This is a genomic window from Rhodosalinus sp. K401 (assembly GCF_041365735.1).
Taxonomy (GTDB): Bacteria; Pseudomonadota; Alphaproteobacteria; order Rhodobacterales; family Rhodobacteraceae; genus Rhodosalinus.
The window spans coordinates 125,428-143,518 of record NZ_JBGFSI010000007.1 but is presented as its reverse complement, the minus strand read 5'-3'; the positions used below and the strand labels follow the sequence as shown (position 1 = coordinate 143,518).

Annotated in this window: 16 protein-coding genes and 1 riboswitch; of the genes, 4 read left to right on the top strand and 12 right to left on the bottom strand. The window is 69.9% G+C overall.

The genetic code is table 11. The features are described 5' to 3' along the window. Positions 1–151: 151 nt before the first annotated feature. From AB6A66_RS10120 to AB6A66_RS10105, 4 genes are all read right to left on the bottom strand, one after another. Entirely contained in the window at positions 152–1,183 is a 1,032-nt protein-coding gene (locus AB6A66_RS10120) for an AI-2E family transporter (RefSeq protein ID WP_371055773.1), read from the bottom strand. 203 nt (positions 1,184–1,386) lie between these two features. After that, the gene (locus tag AB6A66_RS10115; RefSeq protein ID WP_371055828.1) at positions 1,387–2,448 is read right to left on the bottom strand and encodes a glycine betaine/L-proline ABC transporter ATP-binding protein; all 1,062 of its coding nucleotides are present in this window, start codon (positions 2,446–2,448) and stop codon (positions 1,387–1,389) included. Positions 2,449–2,462: 14 nt separating this feature from the next. Then, positions 2,463–3,509: an ABC transporter permease gene (locus tag AB6A66_RS10110; RefSeq protein ID WP_371055772.1), complete on the bottom strand. Its 1,047-nt coding sequence runs from the start codon at positions 3,507–3,509 to the stop codon at positions 2,463–2,465. A gap of 92 nt (positions 3,510–3,601) precedes the next feature. Further along, positions 3,602–4,573 (bottom strand): ABC transporter substrate-binding protein, encoded by a 972-nt coding sequence (locus AB6A66_RS10105; protein WP_371036851.1) that lies wholly within the window; start codon positions 4,571–4,573, stop codon positions 3,602–3,604. Between the two features lie 969 nt (positions 4,574–5,542). Here AB6A66_RS10105 and AB6A66_RS10100 point away from each other — a divergent pair. Then, entirely contained in the window at positions 5,543–6,625 is a 1,083-nt protein-coding gene (locus AB6A66_RS10100; RefSeq protein WP_371055771.1) for a flavin monoamine oxidase family protein, read from the top strand. 56 nt (positions 6,626–6,681) lie between these two features. Here AB6A66_RS10100 and AB6A66_RS10095 read toward each other — a convergent pair whose 3' ends face one another. Both AB6A66_RS10095 and AB6A66_RS10090 read right to left on the bottom strand, forming a co-directional pair. Next, entirely contained in the window at positions 6,682–7,575 is an 894-nt protein-coding gene (locus AB6A66_RS10095) for a homocysteine S-methyltransferase family protein (RefSeq protein WP_371055770.1), read from the bottom strand. 302 nt (positions 7,576–7,877) lie between these two features. Continuing rightward, positions 7,878–9,359, bottom strand: coding sequence for an HTTM domain-containing protein (locus tag AB6A66_RS10090; RefSeq protein WP_371055769.1), 1,482 nt, complete (start codon positions 9,357–9,359; stop codon positions 7,878–7,880). An 87-nt stretch (positions 9,360–9,446) separates the two neighbouring features. On the opposite strand from AB6A66_RS10090, the gene AB6A66_RS10085 reads away from it, so the two are divergent. Then, entirely contained in the window at positions 9,447–9,854 is a 408-nt protein-coding gene (locus tag AB6A66_RS10085; protein ID WP_371055768.1) for a thiol-disulfide oxidoreductase DCC family protein, read from the top strand. Between the two features lie 249 nt (positions 9,855–10,103). Then, a complete protein-coding gene (locus tag AB6A66_RS10080; protein WP_371055767.1) occupies positions 10,104–10,577 on the top strand; it encodes a hypothetical protein in 474 nt (157 codons plus the stop codon). Between the two features lie 259 nt (positions 10,578–10,836). Here the strand turns inward: AB6A66_RS10080 and AB6A66_RS10075 are convergent, their stop codons facing one another. Beyond that, complete coding sequence (locus AB6A66_RS10075; RefSeq protein ID WP_371055766.1) at positions 10,837–11,595, bottom strand: anti-sigma factor; 759 nt, start codon at positions 11,593–11,595, stop codon at positions 10,837–10,839. A gap of 27 nt (positions 11,596–11,622) precedes the next feature. Beyond that, the gene (locus tag AB6A66_RS10070; RefSeq protein ID WP_371055765.1) at positions 11,623–12,129 is read right to left on the bottom strand and encodes an RNA polymerase sigma factor; all 507 of its coding nucleotides are present in this window, start codon (positions 12,127–12,129) and stop codon (positions 11,623–11,625) included. 94 nt (positions 12,130–12,223) lie between these two features. Between AB6A66_RS10070 and AB6A66_RS10065 the strand changes: the two genes are divergently transcribed. Next, positions 12,224–13,897, top strand: coding sequence for a S8 family serine peptidase (locus AB6A66_RS10065; RefSeq protein ID WP_371055764.1), 1,674 nt, complete (start codon positions 12,224–12,226; stop codon positions 13,895–13,897). Between the two features lie 339 nt (positions 13,898–14,236). On the opposite strand, the gene AB6A66_RS10060 is transcribed toward AB6A66_RS10065, so the two are convergent. The 4 genes from AB6A66_RS10060 to AB6A66_RS10045 are packed head-to-tail and all read right to left on the bottom strand — an operon-like array spanning position 14,237 to position 17,758. Continuing rightward, a complete protein-coding gene (locus tag AB6A66_RS10060; RefSeq protein ID WP_371055763.1) occupies positions 14,237–14,977 on the bottom strand; it encodes an energy-coupling factor transporter transmembrane protein EcfT in 741 nt (246 codons plus the stop codon). Beyond that, positions 14,971–16,545 (bottom strand): ABC transporter ATP-binding protein, encoded by a 1,575-nt coding sequence (locus tag AB6A66_RS10055; RefSeq protein ID WP_371055762.1) that lies wholly within the window; start codon positions 16,543–16,545, stop codon positions 14,971–14,973. The genes AB6A66_RS10060 and AB6A66_RS10055 overlap by 7 nt, the downstream gene beginning before the upstream one ends. Next, entirely contained in the window at positions 16,538–17,122 is a 585-nt protein-coding gene (locus tag AB6A66_RS10050; protein WP_371055761.1) for an ECF transporter S component, read from the bottom strand. The genes AB6A66_RS10055 and AB6A66_RS10050 overlap by 8 nt, the downstream gene beginning before the upstream one ends. A 60-nt stretch (positions 17,123–17,182) precedes the next feature. Further along, positions 17,183–17,758, bottom strand: a complete 576-nt coding sequence (locus AB6A66_RS10045; protein ID WP_371055760.1) for a YkoF family thiamine/hydroxymethylpyrimidine-binding protein — start codon at positions 17,756–17,758, stop codon at positions 17,183–17,185. A gap of 23 nt (positions 17,759–17,781) precedes the next feature. After that, positions 17,782–17,892, bottom strand: a riboswitch (TPP riboswitch). Between the last annotated feature and the right edge of the window lie 199 nt (positions 17,893–18,091).

The window sequence follows — 18,091 nt, the reverse complement described above, 5'->3', positions numbered from 1 at the left end:
ATACTCATATTCAATGCTCGCCGCGGGCACCAACCAGGTTCAGGGGCCGCAAGGTTCCATCGCCGCATCTTGTGGGTCCGCGATGCGCTTCGGAAGCGGCCGGTGCGGCCCGCCTTGGCAGGCCGGGACCGGGCCATCGCTGACCCGTGCGTCAGACCTTTCCGCTCGCCGACAGCATCACGGCGATCGGTCGCGTGGCTCGTATCTCCGAAAGCACGAGAACGAGACTTGCCGTCATCGGCACGGCCAGAAGCGCGCCGGGCAGGCCCCAGAGCGTGCTCCAGACCGCCAGCGCGAGGAGGACGACGAAGGGGCTCAGATTGAAGGCCCGGCCCATCATGCGCGGCTCCAGATAGGCGCCGACGACGATCTGGGCCGTGGTCAGGGCCACCAGGACGACGCTCGCCATCCACAGCGTGCCGAACTGGGCGAGGCTGAGCAGCACCGGAAAGATCACGCCGATGAGCGACCCGATATACGGGATATAGTTGAGGAACGCGATCAGCACCGCCCAGAAGAGCGCGAACTCGATCCCCAGAAGCAGCATGATCGCGAAAGAGGCGCCGCCGAGGATGATGTTCACCACGGTCTTGACGAAGAGGTAGCGGCCGATGCGGTCGTTGATCCGGGCCAGCAGGGAAAGCGCCCGCTCTCCGGCCTCTGCCCCGCCCATCGCGATGACGACCTTCCGGGCCATCACGCCGCGTTCCGCCATGAAGAAGCTCGCGTAGAGCACGACGAGGAACAGCGTCGTGCCGAAGCCTCTGAGCGAGAGCAGCGCCGGGGTGATCCACGTCCGCATGTCGACCTGGTCGAGCGTCACGCGGCGCATGTTTTCCCAGGTCGGCTCGTTCTCGATGCCGAGAAGGCTGGCGCTGCGCGTCACCAGCGCGTCGAGGTTGGATTCGTAGCGGGGAAGCGCCGCGGCGACCTGGGCGAGGTTGTTGATGACGAGAACGAAGAGCGAGACGAGCCCCACCGCGAAGGCCAGCAGCACGATGCCGCGGCGGGCCATGGCCGGGAGGCGGCCGACCACCGGAAGCGCCTGCATGGTCGCGGCGGCGGTGGACAGGACGTAGACGGAGATGACCGCTGCGATGACCGGGACGAGCACGGGGCGGCCGACCCACAGGAGCCAGCCGAACATCAGGGTGAGTGCCGTCGCATATGTCGCGTTGCGCATGGGAGTCCGCGGTCCTGTGGCCCGGGTTGGCGCTACGCTCGGCGAGGCGGAGGTCGGTTGTCAACTCGTCCGCGAGAGACGGACCGCTGACCGGCCCGGCGAGCCGGCCAGGCACGCGGTCACGATGTCGGGGAGGCCGGGCAGGAGCCCGCCGTCGGCCGGCGAGCGCCGTTCCGACCTCGTGGCGTGCGCTGCCGGTGGCCTCAGACGGCGCGGGCGCGCATCCCGTCATCGGCGCCGTTGGTGGGCACCAGGGCGCGCACGAGATCCTTCATGTGCAGCACGCCGATCGGCGCGCCGTCGCGCGTGACACGGTACCTGACTTGCGTGTCCCCGCCCGAGATCGCGATCACCGATTCCAGCGTGTCGTCGGGATCGACGTCTCCGGCGAACGGCCCCTCGGGCGCCTTGCTGGCGGTCATCACCGAGCGCACGCGCAGCACCCGCGCGCGATTGATGTCGCTGATGAAATCCACGATGTAGGGGTCGTTGGGGTGAAGCAGGATGTTCTGCGGCTCGCCCTGCTGCACCACGCGGCCATCCTTCAGGATAACAAGGTGATCGGCGAGTTTCAGCGCCTCGTCGAGGTCGTGGCTGATGAACACGACCGTCTTCCGCAACTCCTCCTGCAGGTCGAGCAGCAGGTTCTGCATGTCGGTGCGTATGAGCGGATCGAGGGCCGAAAACGCCTCGTCCATCAGCATGATCGGGGAATCCGAGGCGAGCGCGCGGGCAAGGCCGACCCGCTGCTGCATCCCGCCGGAAAGCTGGTGGGGATATTGCCCGCCCTGGCCGCCGAGCCCCACGCGATCGAGCCATTTCAGGGCGTCCTGCTCGTACTCCGCGTGGCGCTCGCCGCGGACCGCCCGGGCCATGCCCGTATTCTCCAGCACCGTTCGGTGCGGCAAGAGCGCGAAGTGCTGGAACACCATCGACATCTTCTGGCGCCGGAGGGCGCGCAGGGCCCGCTCGTCATGGGCGAGCACGTCCTCGCCGTCGAGGAGGATCTCGCCCGCCGTGGGTTCGATCAGCCGGTTGAGGTGCCGGATGAGCGTGGATTTCCCCGACCCCGACAGCCCCATGATCACCGTGATGTCCCCGTCCCGGATGTCGACGTTGATATCCTCAAGGCCGAGGACGTGGCCGTAGTCCTCCCACAACTCGGGTTTTCCGACGCCCGCGCGGACATGCTCCAGCGCGCCCTCGGGGTCGGCCCCGAAGATCTTGTAGAGGTGGCGGATCGAGATCTTGACGTTCTTGTCCATGTGCTCCGCCCCGCTCATGCTTTCTGCTGTGCCGCGCTCGCGGCGTTGACACGGTCCAGCGCCGCCTTCGTCGTCCGGTCGAGCATCACCGCCAGAAGCACGATGCCAAGCCCGGAAACGAGGCCCACGCCAAGCTCCAGGTTGTTGATCCCCCGCAGCACCAGCACGCCGAGGCCCGGCGCGGAGACGAGCGAGGCGATCACCACCATCGCGAGGCTCATCATGATGGTCTGGTTCACGCCCGCCATGATGTTCGGCAGCGCCAGCGGGATCTGCACCCCGTAAAGCTTCTGCCGGTTGGTCATGCCGAACGCGTCGGCCGCCTCGATCACGGACGGGTCCACCATGCGGATGCCAAGATCGGTCAGCCGGATGACCGGGACGATGGCGTAAAGGATGATGGCGATGCCGTAGAGCTTGGGCTCTGTCACCGAAAAGAGGAAGATGAGCGGGATGAGATAGACGAAGGGCGGAAGCGTCTGAAGCATGTCGAGGACCGGGATCGTCGCCCCGCGCAGTCGGTCGGAGCGCGACATCGCGATCCCGATCGGCACGCCCAGAAGCACGCAGAGAAACGCGCAGACGAAGATGATCGCCAGCGTCTGCATGGCGTAGCTGTAGTAGTCGATGAAGGCGAGCCCGCCGAGGCTGAGCGCGACGAAGGCCAGAAGCCTCCAGGATCTCGACACCATCCAGACGACGAGCATCAGGAGCGGGATGACGATCCACCAGGGCGTGTTGAGAATGCCGTAGAGCGCCCCTTCGAGCAGCCAGGACAAGGGTTGCGTGATCGGATCGAGCACGACGCTCATGGAGTCCTTCACGTCCAGAAAGCCCTGCTCCAGGCCAAGCGTGACGTTGCGCGACTGGGGAAACGCAGGACAGGCTTCGTTCAGCGCGTCCATCGAGGGGAATGGAAGGGTCCAGATGGATGTCGACGCCTCTTCGCCCGAGCTTTGGGCGACAAGCGCGTCCATCGACATCGGGGCTGCGTCGCCGCCATCGGCCGCGCACCACTCCTCGAGCCCGAGGGCCCGGAAAACGAAATCATATGTTGCCATGGTGACCTTGCTCCCATGCGCCGTTGCATCGAGGGGCCCGGCGCAAAAAAGGCGGGGCCGATCCCTGACCGGCCCCGCCGCGTTTCAGCGCATCAGCTCTGGTCGAGGATGTTGGCGAGATTCGCCCGCGCCTCGTCGTTCAGCCAGTTTGCCCACTGATCCTGGTAGTTGGTCAGGTAGTAGACCGCCGCCTCATCCGCCGAGGCGTTGTTCTCGTCCTTCCAGGCCAGCACCGAACTCATGTCCGCGGTCTTGAAGGTCATGTTCTGCAGGAACTCGAAAACCTCCGGGTTTTCCTGCTGGAAGGTGGCCGTCACGGCGGTGGCGACCGGCGCGGCCGGAAAGTCCGAGACGCCGGGATTGTCGGCGTCGGCGTTCTGGTTACGGGCGTGCACGTCTTCCTTGACCGGGCCGAGATCGACCTTGGTCATGTCGTACTTGCCCAGCGGCACGGTCGGTCCCCAGTAATAGCCCAGCCACGGCTCCTCGTTGAGCACGGCGTCGGCCATCGACGAGGCGAGCACCTGCCCGGAGCCGGAGTTGAACACCTCGAAGCCGTTGCCCTCGAGGTCGAGCGCACGGGCGAGGTTGTCGCTCACCACGCGGCAGCCCCAGCCCTCGGGACAGTTGTAGAAGCGTGCGTCGACCAGCTCCGGGTTCTCGAGAATGCCCTCGATGGTGGTCAGTTCGGGATGCGCCTCGGCGAGGTAGGTGGGAATCCACCAGCCCTCGACACCGCCGGGATCGAGCACGGGGCCGGCCTCGACGACCTTGCCGGCCTGCTTGAGCTCGTCGTAGGTGTCGCCGGTCGAATTAAGCCAGAGCTCGGTCACGATGTCGGGTTCGCCGTTCTCGGCCACCGAGGTGACGGCCGGGATGGTGTCGGACTGCACCACGCTCACGTCGCAGCCATAGCCCTGACCCATGATGAACGATGCGACGCTCGTGACGACCTGTCCGGACGCCCAGTTCATCTCGGTGATCGACACCTCGCCACATTCAGCGTGGGCCATCGCCGGAACGCTCAGCGCCCCTGCTGCCATTGCAAGTGTCAGCTTTTTCATCGCTTCTCTCCCTTCGGAGTGGTTGCGTAACATTTGAGTCGTCTCGTCGCGGGACAATGGGTACCGTCTCCCGCAGACCGGCATCGGCGCGGCTGCGCCGAAACGTGCCAAGGACGCGCGACCGCGGCGCGGTCAGCGCCGGTGTCGGGGGGCGCATGTGATCGCCCCAAGCGTCGAGATCGTTTTGCCGCGCCATGAAGCCCAATTCGGATGCACCGCCTTTCGTGATGGCGGTTCGGCGCGTGATCGGCATCCGTCGGGCGTGGGCGCCTGTCTTGCGCCACACCTGTACGCTACATAACCAACCTGAGCCCGAGGTCAACCCGGGCCGCCGCGCGCCCGCGCCAAGTGCTCGAAGAACCGGACCGACCGGTTGCCCCGGCCGGGCGGCACCTCCTTCGCGCTGACGCGTCCCGCCTCCTGCCGCGGAACCCGGGCCGCGAGCCGGTCAGGGTCATCCGTGCCGAGCGGGCCTCGGGCGGCAGATCGCAAGCGAAGGCCAAGAGGCTCGATGCGCCCTCCGGGCCGGTCATGCGATGGACCGCGCGGCCCACGCCGCGCGCCTCATCTCCGGGGACGCGGCCGGCGTGATCGCCGCCGATGCATGTCGCGCCCCCGTCGCCGCCGGACGTCGGGGTGATCTTGCGGACGGGCCGCCGTCCGGGCCCTGTCGGCGGAGCCTTCCTGACCTGTCCGGCCCGACCCGTCGCGGCCCGGGGCTCCCGCGATCTCTCCGGGGCCGGGCAAGAGCCTGATCCCTTCGGAGACCTCTTCAGGTTCGACGTGCCGGGCCGAAGACCGGCTTGGTCGCGCGGAAAGTCGGCTGGTATTTCCCGCTCCCCGGTGGATACGGTCCGGCAAGACCGGGTCGAGGAGGCGCGCGAAGCATGATGACCAGGACGAGCGTGCCCGGGGCGGAGCGCCCCGGCAGCGACCGGGGGCCTCGGCCGGGCCGGCGGAGGCGCGTCCATGCGTGACGCCGAAAGCCTCGACACGACGGTCGCCATCGTCGGCGGCGGTCTTTCCGGAGTGTCGCTCGCCGCGCGGCTGGCGCGCGCCGGGATAGAGTTCCGGGTTTTCGAGGCGGGACAGAGGTTTGGCGGCCGAATCGCGGCGCTCGACGCGCCCGGTGGCCGCGTGGACCTCGGCCCGTCCTGGTTCTGGCCGGGTCAGCCGCGCCTTGCGCAACTGATCGCGGATCTCGGCCTTCGGGCCTTTCCCCAGCATTCGGAGGGCGAGATCTGCCTCGAGGACGCGCGGGGCCGCGTGCATCGCGGGGCGGGCTTCGCGTCGATGCAGGGCGCCTTGCGCATCGACGGCGGCGCGGTCGCCGTGATCGACGGGCTGGTGGCGCGCTTGCCGGCGGACCGTCTGCACCTCGACAGCCCGGTTTGCGGTGTCGAACGGGGCGCCGGGATCGTGCTGGCCGACGGGCGGCGCGTGGTGGCGCGCCACGTGGTGCTGGCGCTGCCGCCGCGCCTTGCCGCGGGTCTTCGTTTCGAGCCCGGTCTGCCCGGGGACGTGCTGCACCGCCTCGACGCCATTCCCACCTGGATGGCAGGGCATGCCAAGTTCGTCGCGGTCTACGATCGCCCTTTCTGGCGCGAGGCGGGCCTGTCCGGTGACGCGATGAGCCGCCACGGGCCGCTCGCGGAAATCCACGACGCCTCGGGCGCTGACGGACGCCCTGCCGCGCTTTTCGGATTCCTGGGCGTTCCCGCGGCCCAGCGGTTCGAGAATGCCCGGCAGATCGAGGACGCCGCGCTTGGCCAGCTTTCGCGCATCTTCGGTTCCGCCGCGGCGTCGCCGGTGCTGACGTCGCTGAAGGACTGGGCGTTCGACCCCCTCGCCGCGACCGGGCAAGATCACGTTCCTCCGCAAGGCCACCCTGCCTACGGCGTGCCCGCCGGAGCGACGGACCTCTGGGGCGGCCGGCTTCATTTCGCCGTGACCGAGACCGCACCCGAGATGGGCGGATTGATGGAGGGGGCCTTGGCATCGGCCGAAAGGGCCGCGAGCGCGATCATCGCCGCGCAGTCCGGTGTGCTGTGACCCATAAGATCTCTCGGCCCGCCGCCGCTTTGACGCCGGGCGCGGCCGCGATCGTCTCAGGATGAAGCGTCGGGGCACCCGCTCTTGAGCCGCCGGGAGAGTTCCGCGATATGCGCGGGCCCGATTTCGCAGCACCCGCCGATCGTCGAGGCGCCGGCTTCGACCCATTCGGCCGCGAAGTCCGCGTATCGTTCCGGCCCGACATCCTCGCGCGCCGTCAGCAGGTCCGTGGTCGCGCCGATCCGGTCGAACCGTGGATCGATTTGCGTGAACCCGTTGGCGTAGGCGCCGAAGAGCAGGCCGAGGCCGGCGAGGATCGGCAATCCGCGGGACACTGCCTCGGGACGCGAACAGTTCAGCATCACCCGCTCCGGGCGGTATTCGGGCAGGAGCGGCGCGATATCGGACAAGGCTTCGCCGGAACGAAGGCGCGTGCCGTCCTCGTCCATGACGCTCAGCGCCAGCCAGACGGGTTTGCCGGCGGTTCGCGCACCCATGAGCGCGCCGCGCGCCTCGTCGACCGAAGACATCGTCTCGAGCAGGAGGACGTCGACCACCCGCGCCTGGCGCGCGGCGACATGCGCGTAGATCTCCGCCGCGCGCTCGACGGGCGGGGCAAGGTCCGGGCGATACGAGAAGCCGAGCGGCCCCAGCGATCCGGCGACCAGCCCGCGGCCGACCGCGTCACGCGCCTCGGCGGCGATCGCGCAGGCGATATCGAGGAGTTCCTCTAGGCGCTCGGCAAAGTCGTGCGGCGCAAGCCGGTCTGGCAGAAGGGCGTATGTGTCCGCGGTCGCGACCTCTGCACCCGCCGCGAAGAAATCGCGATGTACGCCGCGCACCAGATCGGGCTCGTCGAGCAGCGCCTGCGTGGACCAGAGCGGTGTCGCGCGGCCCGCGCGGCGCACCAGCTCCTGCCCCATTCCGCCATCGAGGATGGTGATGTCCATGATATTGCCTCGCAGACCCCGATCCGTGCAAGTAACCGGACGCCGCGGAAAGTCCAGCCCTTCTTCGACCGCCGGGCGAAACGCGCCCGCGAGGCGGGGGAGGTTCGAACCGGGCAGCGGCTTCGACAAGGCGTCAGTCGAGCCGCGGGACCGGGGCCTCTGCCGTTTCCGCGCGAGCGGAGAAGCCGCCACCGCCCGAACGCCGTGCCGCGTCGTCGCGATCGCGCGGCGACGCCTTGGCCCAGACCAAGGCGCGCGGGTCCGTTCGCGGCGGCGTCTTCCGAAGCCGGCTGCCGCGGGCATCATTGCGGCGGGCGCTCCGCGCGCGTGGCGCGCGCAGGGCCGACCGCGAGGGCCGGAGCGTCCGTTGCAAGGGAAAGGTCGATGACCGGATCCGGCAATCCGTTGTCGGCCACGCCCCAGACCGGTTCGCGCAGCGGAAGCACCCATGGGTCGGCGCGAAGGTAGCCCAGAGGCACCGCGGTCAGGTCCACCGCGGGATCGATGAATAGCTGCGGCGGGCGGCCGTTGAGCGACTTGCGGATCTCCGCGCGGACCGAGACGTCGCTGTGGCCGGCCTGTCGCCAGATCTCTTCCAGATGACCGGCGAAGGCGTGCACCATGTCGGAGCGCACCATCATCTTGCGCGCCTGCCGCCGGGAGAGGTAATCGCGTGCGTCGACCTCCCACGTCTCGGTGCCGGACGTCACGTGGAACACGCCCTCGGCGTCCCGGTCGTAGATCCGCATCCGCCAGGAAAAGCGGTGCCCGTCCCCCGACCAGCGCACCTCGGTGGGAAGGGCGCCTGCGCGCAGCGGCAGCGCGACCTGCACCGCAAGCCAGCCGGCCATCGCCACGAGGGCCGCGGCCGGCAGGGCGCGCATGGCCGGCGCGGGTGGCGGCACATGGGGCGGCAGTTCCTCGAAGCGCAGGAGCAGCCAGCGCGCGAACCGGCGCGGCCAGTCCGGCGCGAAGAAGATCGTCGTCGCCGCGATCGTCAGCCAGGGAAAGATCCCGATGTTGAAGAAGAGGGCGTTCGCGGCGTGGAACACGCAGTAGACGAGGAAGACGGCAAGCCGGGTCCTTTCCCACAGGAGCAGCGGCGCACCGACGATGTGGAGCGCGACGGCGCCCCATGTGCCCGCGAGGATCACCCAATCGTACTGGAAAAGGAAACCGAACCAGTGATCGCCCGCCTGCGCGCGAAGCCACAGCCCAAGCGGCTCTCCCGCCAGCCAGTCGGGCGTCAGCTTCACGAGGCCCGCATAGATCAGCATGATCTCCATCTGCGCGCGCAGGATGAACACCGCGGCATAGGGCACATGCGTCGCGCGCACGCCCGTAAAGAGGCGCGCGTCGAGCGACAGGGCCCGATGCGCGGGAAGGACGCACATGATCAGCAGGAACAGGATGACGAGGTAGAAGTGGTTGAGGTATTCCGCCTTGTCGAGCAGGAAGAAATAGCTGAACGTCACGGTCAGCGCGACGATCGCCACGCGGTAGAACAGGCCCAGCATGACGAGCAGCGCGAAGACGCCCATCGCCAGCCACGCGACGTGGATCCACGGCTCCGGCAGGGGCTGCACCCAGCCGAAACCGGGATAGGTGAAATGGTAGTCCGGCGCGACCCAGTAGCGCCATATCCGGTCGTACTTGATGAAACGCCAGCAATCCCAGACCAGCATGGCCCCCAGCGCGATCCGGAACGCGGCGAGCGAGAGCGCGGGAACCGGGCGCGCGAGCGCCTGGGCGAGGGTGGCTGCGTGCGGCAGGCGTGTCGGCATCCGTCCGTCTCCGGTTTTTCCCATCCTGTCGGAATACGATCCAAGCGGCTGCGTATTCCATGAAGCCATGAAATGAAGGACCCCGCCATGACGGCCGATCCGCTGACCATCCTCTACGACGGCGCGTGCCCGTTCTGCGCGTCTTATGTCCGCATGGCGCGGCTTCGCGCGACGGTGGGCCAGGTGGAACTGGTCGATGCCCGGTCCGGGGATCCGCGCGTCGGCGAGGCGCTCGCCGCGGGGCTCGATCTCGACGAGGGCATGGTCGTGCTTTGGCAGGGGAAGCGATATCACGGGGTCGAGGCGGTTCACCTGCTCGCCCTGCTGTCCGGCGAGGGCGGGCTCGGCAACCGGGTGCAGCGCTGGCTCTTCGGCAAGCCGGGCAGGGCCGCCCTGATTTATCCGTGGCTCGTGCGCGGACGGCGAGCGTGGTTGCGGCTGGCCGGTCGCGCACCGATCGCGGCGGGGAAGAAATCCGTCCCGTCCCGGGAATAGATGACGGCCACGGTTCGTAAACCCTTCCGAGGCCCAGCGCACGGGGCCAGGTGGCGGGAGCGCAAGAATGAAGGACCGAACATCGTTCACGACGGTCGTCGATCCCGCCGCGCCGGGCCATCCCGTGCACTCCTCGACGGGCGCGCGCCCGTCCGGGCCTTCGCCGGCGCGGTCGGCGGCTTCCGCCGCGTGCAGAGCGCGACCCGACCGGTTCGATCGAATCACACCTCAAATCACGGAGATCCTGCAATGACCTTCAGATTCACCTTCGCGGCTCTCGGCACCGTCGCGCTTCTCATGACGAGCACGACCGCGGGAGCGCAGGCGCGCTTTTCGGATATCGATACCAACGGGGACGGCCTTCTGTCCTTCGAGGAGCTTGAAAGCCGCTTCGGCGCGGCCGCGGCGACGCGGTTCCTGGACCGCAACGGCGGACAGGACCTCTCGCGCGATGACGTGCGTGGCATGAATGACGACGATGATGACGACGACGATGACGATGATGACGATGACGATGACGACGACGATGATGATGATGATGATGACGGTGATCTCGACGACGATGACGATGACGGTGATCGCGACGATGATGACGATGACGGCGGCGACCGCGATGACGACGACGATGACGGTGGCGACCGCGATGACGATGATGATGACGGTGGCGACCGCGATGACGATGACGACGGGGGCGACGGCGACGACAACGACGATGACGACTGAGCGATAGCATCGCGACCGAGGTGGGGCCGGCCCGGCATGCGGGCCGGCCCTTTTCGTTCCCGCTCCGTGCGTGCGCCGAGCGCCTTGTCCCTCGGGTTTTCCCGCGCATGGACCGAACGCCGGGCGACAGCCCCGTTCCGGCACCCGAACATGCGCAACGTGCCGACCGGCCCCGTCGCTCCGGTCTTTCAGCCGTGATGCAAGCTGATGCGCCTTGGCAAGGGCGCCGAAGGCGCCCGGACCGGCCGGCGCGAGGCTGTCAGTCCTCCAGCGCCGACAGCGCGGCCCGCTCCTCCTCCGGCGGCAGCGGCGCACCGGCTTCGACCGACACCATCCATGCGTCCAGCGCCTCGAGCGCGCCGGCGGGCGCGTAGCTCTGCCCACTGTCCGCGCCAGCGCCGGTCGAGGCTGCGAAACGCAGGTTCCACGCCGCACCCTCGGCGCAGGCGACGGCGATCGTGGCGTCGCGCTCCGTGTCGAGTTCGAATTCGCGGCAAAGCGCGCCGTCGGGCATGCGGAAGGACGAGATCACCGAAACCTCGCCTGCCGCCACATGCTCCGCCGCCCCGGCCTCGAGCCGCGACAGCGCCCCGGCGATCCCGCCCGCCTCGAGCGCGGCGAGCCCCCGCGCGGCATCCGGCGCGGTATCCGGCCGCAGCGTCAGGCCCGCGGCCAGCCCGACCGCGAGCGCCAGGCTCGCCGCGAGCGCCATGGGCGCCCAGGGCAGCCCGCTGGCCGCACCCCGGCCGGCGGGTCGGGCAAACGGCGTGACGCGCGTGTCGCGGGCCGCGTCGAGCGTCGCCCGCACCCGCGCCATCAGCGTTTCGGGCACCGGCTCCGCGGGGCGGGCGGCGCGGGCCGTGGCAAGCACATCGCCCGTCGCGCGGAATAGCGCGATGCGCTGCGCCACGGTCTCGTCCTCCGACGCGGCCCTTTCGACCGCGGCCGCGGTGTCCGCGTCGAGCACCCCGTCGGCGTAGGCCATCAGGGTCTCGTCGGAGAGGTCATGCGTTGCCATGGGCTCTTTCCTTTTCCCTTGACGCACCTACGCGTCGGCGGCGCGATCTATTCCCATCCTCCGGGCCAGCGCGACGCGTCCGCGCGCCAGGCGGCTCATCACGGTGCCCGCCGGGACGCCCAGAACCCCGGCCGCCTCGGCATAGGTCAGTTCCTCGAAGCAGACGAGGACGATCACGTCCCGCTGATCGGCGGGCAGGGTTTCCAGCGCGGCCACGGTCTGCTTCAGCATCAGCGACGCCTCCGTCGCGCGTGCCCCGTCGGTGACCGCGGCCTCGGGCGTGGCGTGCACGTCGATCTCCGTGCCCCGGGTGGCCTGCCGGCGCCCGGTGTCGATCCAGGCATTGCGCAGGATGCGAAAGAGCCACGGCTGAAGCCGCGCCCCGGGTTCGACGCGGCCGCGCGCCTCGACCGCGCGTTCCACCGTGGTCTGCACGAGATCGTCGGCCATGTCCGGCCGCCGGCAGAGCGACAGCGCGTAGCGGCGCAGGACCGGCAGCGCCGCGACGAGCTCCGTCTCGAAATCATCCAGCATCCGGCGCGCCCCAGAACTTTCCGCGCAGCATTGCGGAATACGAAGATATCCGGAACGTATTCCTTGCGACGCAAGAAAAACGGAGAGTATCGCCATGATGCTGCGCGCGGCCACCCTGCTTTTTCTCGCCGGTCTTCTTGCCGTGGCGCCCCCGTTTTTCCCGACCGGGGGGCCCGGCGGTGCGGCCTGGGCGGACGACGACGACGGCGGGAACGACGATGGCGGGGACGACGACAATGGCGGCGACGACGGCCGGGGCGACGACGATGACGACGGCGGCGACGACGGCCGGGGCGACGACGACGATGNCACCCTGCTTTTTCTCGCCGGTCTTCTTGCCGTGGCGCCCCCGTTTTTCCCGACCGGGGGGCCCGGCGGTGCGGCCTGGGCGGACGACGACGACGGCGGGAACGACGATGGCGGGGACGACGACAATGGCGGCGACGACGGCCGGGGCGACGACGATGACGACGGCGGCGACGACGGCCGGGGCGACGACGACGATGATGACGACGATGATGACGACGACGACGATGGCGGCGGCGGGCGCAGCGCCGGGAGCGACGGGGGCAACTTCCTGGAGCGCCTGTTCGGTCAGCCCGAGCGCACCGCGCCGGAGCCGCGTCGCACGGCACCTGCCCCCGCCGCCCCCGCTGCGCCGGCCCCGCCGCCCCCCCTTTCGGCGCCGGACGAGATCGTCGCCCTCGCGCTCACCACGGCCGATTTGTCCACGCTCACCGCGCAGGGCTTCGAGGTGATCGAGGAGCTTGCGGTGCCCGGGCTCGACGCGACGCCGCGGCGGCTGCGCATCCCCCGCGGCCAGACGCTGGCCGATGCCCGCGCCGCGGTGCGTGCGCTGCCAAGCGGTCGGGACGCCGACGTCAATCACTACTACCGGTCCGAGGGCTTCCCCGAGGATTGCGAGGCGCTGGAATGTCCGATCCGGCGGATGATCGACTGGCCCGAGCCGGCCGACCGGGCCGCGGGCTGCGGCGGCGGGGTGGCGATCGGGATGGTCGACACCGGCATCAACGAGGCCCACGAGACGCTCGTCGGCGCCGACCTTGAGGTCGTGCGCCTGTCGCCGGAGGAGATCGCGCCCTCGCGCGCCCTGCACGGCACGGCGATCGCGGCGCTTCTCGTCGGCGATCCGGCCACACGCGCGCCCGGCCTCGTGCCCTCGGCGCGGCTTGTCGCGGTGGACGCGTTTCACCGTCGCGGATCGGACGAGCGCGCGGATCTCTTCACCCTTCTCGAGGCGATGGCGCTTCTGGCCGAGCGCGATGTCGGCGTCATCAATCTCAGCCTCGCCGGTCCGCCCAACACCGTGCTCGAGACCGTCGTCGCGCGGCTTTCGGGCGAGGCGGGGATCGTCCTCGTCGCCGCGGTTGGCAATGACGGGCCGCGGGCAGACCCGGCCTTTCCCGCCGCCTATCCCGAGGTGATCGCCGTCACCGCGGTCGATCGCGACCTCGTGGTCTACCGCCGCGCGATCCAGGGCGCGCATGTCGATCTTGCCGCGCCGGGGGTCGCCGTATGGACGGCGGCCTCTATCAGCGGCGCGCGCTGGAAGACGGGCACCTCCTACGCGGTGCCGTTCGTCACCGCCGCCGCCGCGATCCTGCGCGAGCGGCGCCCCGAGCTTCGCCCGCGCGAGATCGCAGCGAAGTTGCGCGTCATGGCGGCGGATCTGGGAGAGCCCGGCCCGGACCCGGTCTTCGGCGCGGGGCTGCTTCAACTCGGAACGCTTTGCGAGGGCCGAGGCTGATGCCTGCCGGAGGCAGCCTGCCAGGGCGGCCATGGCACAAGGCGTGATCCGGGCGGCGCTTGCCATTGCGGCGCGCTCGACCGGAAGGCGAAGGCCACGCGCCCGGGGCCCGTCACCCGGGAACCGCCCGGGCGAAGTGCGGGCGAGAGACCATGAGGATGATCCGCGACGGGGTGGTCGGCATCATCGGCGTCGAACGGGACCCCGGCGGTGGCACGGGATTGCCGAAGTCACGCCCCCGTCGTCCGGTGCGCCTCTCCCTTCCCGGCGCTCTCCGCGGCGCCGACTTTCCTTAAAGGTCCGGCACGACACCCGGCCTCCTGGCCAACCGTCCGACGATCACGGCCCCGCCGCGCCCACGGCCGACAGCGCAGCGACAAGCAGGCCGAGGCCCAGCGCCAGCAGCGTCCAGTCCCGTCCCGTGATCGGAGGCTGCGGCAGGTGGGTTCTCGTTGCGCCGGGCTGCATGCCGCGCGCCTCGAAGGAGAGTGCGGCGCGGGTCGCGCGCCGGATCGCGTAGGCGAGGGCCGGGATGGCCAGCGCCCCGATTTCCGCGGGCGACGCGATGCGCCGCAGCGGGCGGCCCAGCCGGATCGCGCGCGCCATGCGCAGCTGAAGCATCTCCGCGCGCAGGTCCGGCACCATGTGCATGGCCTGCAGCAGGGCGAAACCCATCGGCGCCGGCAGGCGCAGATGAAACATCAGCGCGCGCACGAACTGGCCGGGATCCGTCGTCGCCGCGAAGACGGCCGAGACCATGCCGCAGGCCAGCACCCGGAAGAACAGCACCAGCCCCGGTGCCGCGTCGGGCGCGCCGCCCTGTTCCCGCGCCATCTGGAAGGCGAAGCCCGTGTCGGCGCGAAACAGCACCGATGTCGTGAAGAACCCGAACCCGAAAAGCGCGAAGGGCACCATCAGCGCCAGAAGGCGCCGCGGCGGGATGCGCGCGTCGACCAGAAGCAGGACCGACGCGGCCACGAAAAGCGCGATCTGGAAGGAGAGCCGGAAAACGAGGAGGGACGCCACGATCCAGGCAAGGCACAACGCCAGCTTCGGCAGGGGATGAAAGCCGTTCAGCATGCCGTCTCCAGCCAGCCGAGCAGCGGCGCGGCCTCCGGCGGCAGGAGCCCCGCTTGCGCCAGCCGCGCCTCGTCCCGCAACAGGGCCGGACATGCGCCGTCGAACCGCAGGGCACCCTGCGCGACGAGCACCGCGCGGTCCGCCACCGACAGGGCGAAATCGAGATCATGCGTGATGACGGCAACCCCGTGCCCGCCCCGGGCAAGCGCCCGGATCCGCCGCCCCAGCGCGGCCTCGCCAGCCCCGTCGAGCCCGCCCGTCGGCTCGTCGAGGATCAGGACCGGCCAGCGGCCGGTTTCGGTCAGAAGCGCCAGCGCCAACCGCCGTTTCTGACCCTGCGAAAGGGTGAAGGGGTGCTGGCCCGCCACCAAGGTCAGGCCCCAACGGGCCAGGATGTCGGAGGCCGTCGCAGAGTCCGTTGCCGCCGTGATCTCGGCGGCAACGGACTCGCGGCTGAAATGCGCCTCGGGGTTCTGGAACGCCACCGCGCCGGGCGGGCCGGTCCGTTGGCCCGCGCGCGGGGGCAGCAGCCCCGCGAGGCAGGCGGCAAGCGTGGATTTGCCGGCCCCGTTGGGTCCCAGGATCGCAAGCACCTCTCCGGCGCGCAGGGATAACGTGATGTCCCGCAGCACCACGGGACCGAAGGCCGGGGCGCAATCCGCGTTCCGGAGCGTGACGAGCGTTTCGCCGGGTGGCACCGGATCGGGCAGGACGGCGGCGCGCAGGGCCTCCGTGCGGCGGCGTCCGGGCGCCAGGCCGCGCAGGCTGTCGGTCAGGTCGGCTGCCGGGGCGAGGATCTCCGGCATGGCGAGGTGCAAGCGGATGCCAAGCGGCAGGGCGATCCCGTTGTCGGCCAGCGCCGGGCCCTGCGCGACAAGCACCTCCGAGGGCGGGCCCTCGGCGATGATGCGGCCGTCGCGGCCGAGCGCGAGGCAGCGGTCGATCCGGTCGAGGATCGGCCCCGGCTTGTGCTCCACCACGAGGGCCGTGCGGCCGCGCGCCAGAACGAGCTCCGTCATGCGCCGCGCCGCCTGGGGGGCGAGGCTTGCCGCGGGCTCGTCGGCAAGCGTGATCGCGGCGTCCTGCGCGAGAAGCGCGGCAAGCGCCACCAGTTGACGCTCCCCGCCGGAGAGGTTGGAAATCCGCCGTCCCGCCCAGTCTGTCGGCAGCCCGGCGCGGGCCATCGCTCTTGCGACCAGCCCCGGGATATCCACGGCCTCGACCGCCCTGTTCTCCAGGGCGAAGGCCACCTCGTCGCGCACGGTGAATCCGGCCAGCGTCTGCGCGGCGTCCTGAAAGAGATAGCCGCAGGTATCGGCCCAGCCCGCCGGGCGCCGCGCGTCCGCCGGCTGCCCCTCGACGCGGATCTCGCCCCTGCGGATGCCGTCGATCGCTTCGGGCAGAAGCCCGGTCGCGGCGTGCAGAAGCGAGGATTTTCCCGCGCCGGACGGGCCGAGCAGAAGCACTCGTTCGCCACGTCGCACGCAGAACGAGACGGGCCCGACCGCGTCGGACGCCGCGCCGGGATAGCGCAGCGCGACGCGTTCGTAGGCCAGCGCGTCAGGCATTGGCGGCGCGGGTTTCCCGGTCAATGGCGAGGCCCGACAGGACGCCCGTGCGGTAGAGCGCCTTGACGACGACATGCCCCAGAAGGCCGCCCAGCAAGGCGCCCGAAGCCAGCCGAAGCACGAACATGGCGACGAGCAGCCCGGGCGCCAGACTTGCGTAGTCGAACCGGATCCATGTGTAGACGAACGAGAACACGGCCGCCCCCATGCCCGCGGCCATCAGGACCGGCAGGGAATAACGCCGCCAGCGCGTCGCCGCGAAGACCGCTTCCGCCCCCGCGCCTTGCACGAGGCCCGTGAGCAGCAGCAAGAGCCCCGCCGGGCTGCCCAGAAGCACCTGAACGGCGGCGGCCATGACCTCGGAGACAAGCGCGACCCCCGGCTTTCGGATGATCGCCGCCGCGATGATCGAGACGATGAACCAGAAGCCCATGACCACGTCCATCGTCACGGCCCCGAAGATCGCCTGCAAAACCAGCCAGACCTGGACCCAGCCCAGGTAAAGCACGCCGAAGACGGTGCCGAGAACGGCGATGATCAGGGTTTCGCGCATGGTCCAGATGGATTGTTCAGCCATGTCGGCCTCCTTTTTTGGACAAGATTTCGAAGGGATGCCGGCCGCGCGCGGGCGGCAGGGTCAGCGGTCGCTTGGCGAATTCGCCGATACGGTCACGTCGAGCGCGAGATGCACGGCCGCCGACCCGAAGCCGGTGAAGGCCTGGTTCAGCGTCTCGAAGACGGGGCCTGCGTCGCCGCGCAGCGCGGTGCAGAAATTCTTCGACCTGTCGAAGGTGCCCGAGCTTTTGAGGAACGCGATGCAGCCGTAGATCTCGTCCATGTGATGGCCGATGCCCAGCGGATAGAGCGACAGCTGCGCCGCCACCGACTGCGTGCTTTCAGGCGCGGCGGCCACCGACTCGCGGCAGGTGGCGATGCGCGTGGGCAGGTCCATCTCCGGGGGCGGCCCGGCGACGGGGGTGCAGATCGGGTCGTCGGGCTCTCCGGGACAGCCGCGCGAGATCGACGCGTGCATCGTCGTGTGCGCGCCGGACGCGGCGGCCGCCACGAAGAGGTCGCGCATCGCGGGAAAGAGGATCTCCGGCGGACCGACCATCAGGGTCGACAGGTCGTCGGTCTCGAGCCTGAGCCGATCGCGCCAGGGATCGAGCGCCCCGAGCGCGCCGAGAATGATGCCGACGAAATCGTCGGACATCGGATACAATGACACCTGTGCGCCGGAAAACATGATCACCTCGCTCCGCTGGCATTACCCAGATCAGCTGAAGGGTCCGAGGGCCTGCGCCCTGCATCTCAGCCCCGGCATCGCGGAGCTCCCCTGTGCACCGCCCAAACTATCCTCTTCCGGGTCGGCTTCAAGCCCGAATATCGGGCCGACCGTGCATCCAGCGGTCCCGGGCGGAAGGATCCGGGCGGCCACGTTTGCGGCGCCGGCCGGAGCAGGGGCCGTGCCGACCGCGTTTCCACCGGGCGCACCGCGCGCGGGCCGCGGGGCGAAGGGGGGTTGCGCCGCCGCGCGCATCCAAGA

Coding starts and splice junctions, on each gene's coding strand:
- AB6A66_RS10120 (WP_371055773.1), bottom strand. CDS start 1,183: ATGCGCAACGCGACATATGCGACGGCACTCACCCTGATGTTCGGCTGG.
- AB6A66_RS10115 (WP_371055828.1), bottom strand. CDS start 2,448: ATGGACAAGAACGTCAAGATCTCGATCCGCCACCTCTACAAGATCTTC.
- AB6A66_RS10110 (WP_371055772.1), bottom strand. CDS start 3,509: ATGGCAACATATGATTTCGTTTTCCGGGCCCTCGGGCTCGAGGAGTGG.
- AB6A66_RS10105 (WP_371036851.1), bottom strand. CDS start 4,573: ATGAAAAAGCTGACACTTGCAATGGCAGCAGGGGCGCTGAGCGTTCCG.
- AB6A66_RS10100 (WP_371055771.1), top strand. CDS start 5,543: ATGCGTGACGCCGAAAGCCTCGACACGACGGTCGCCATCGTCGGCGGC.
- AB6A66_RS10095 (WP_371055770.1), bottom strand. CDS start 7,575: ATGGACATCACCATCCTCGATGGCGGAATGGGGCAGGAGCTGGTGCGC.
- AB6A66_RS10090 (WP_371055769.1), bottom strand. CDS start 9,359: ATGCCGACACGCCTGCCGCACGCAGCCACCCTCGCCCAGGCGCTCGCG.
- AB6A66_RS10085 (WP_371055768.1), top strand. CDS start 9,447: ATGACGGCCGATCCGCTGACCATCCTCTACGACGGCGCGTGCCCGTTC.
- AB6A66_RS10080 (WP_371055767.1), top strand. CDS start 10,104: ATGACCTTCAGATTCACCTTCGCGGCTCTCGGCACCGTCGCGCTTCTC.
- AB6A66_RS10075 (WP_371055766.1), bottom strand. CDS start 11,595: ATGGCAACGCATGACCTCTCCGACGAGACCCTGATGGCCTACGCCGAC.
- AB6A66_RS10070 (WP_371055765.1), bottom strand. CDS start 12,129: ATGCTGGATGATTTCGAGACGGAGCTCGTCGCGGCGCTGCCGGTCCTG.
- AB6A66_RS10060 (WP_371055763.1), bottom strand. CDS start 14,977: ATGCTGAACGGCTTTCATCCCCTGCCGAAGCTGGCGTTGTGCCTTGCC.
- AB6A66_RS10055 (WP_371055762.1), bottom strand. CDS start 16,545: ATGCCTGACGCGCTGGCCTACGAACGCGTCGCGCTGCGCTATCCCGGC.
- AB6A66_RS10050 (WP_371055761.1), bottom strand. CDS start 17,122: ATGGCTGAACAATCCATCTGGACCATGCGCGAAACCCTGATCATCGCC.
- AB6A66_RS10045 (WP_371055760.1), bottom strand. CDS start 17,758: ATGTCCGACGATTTCGTCGGCATCATTCTCGGCGCGCTCGGGGCGCTC.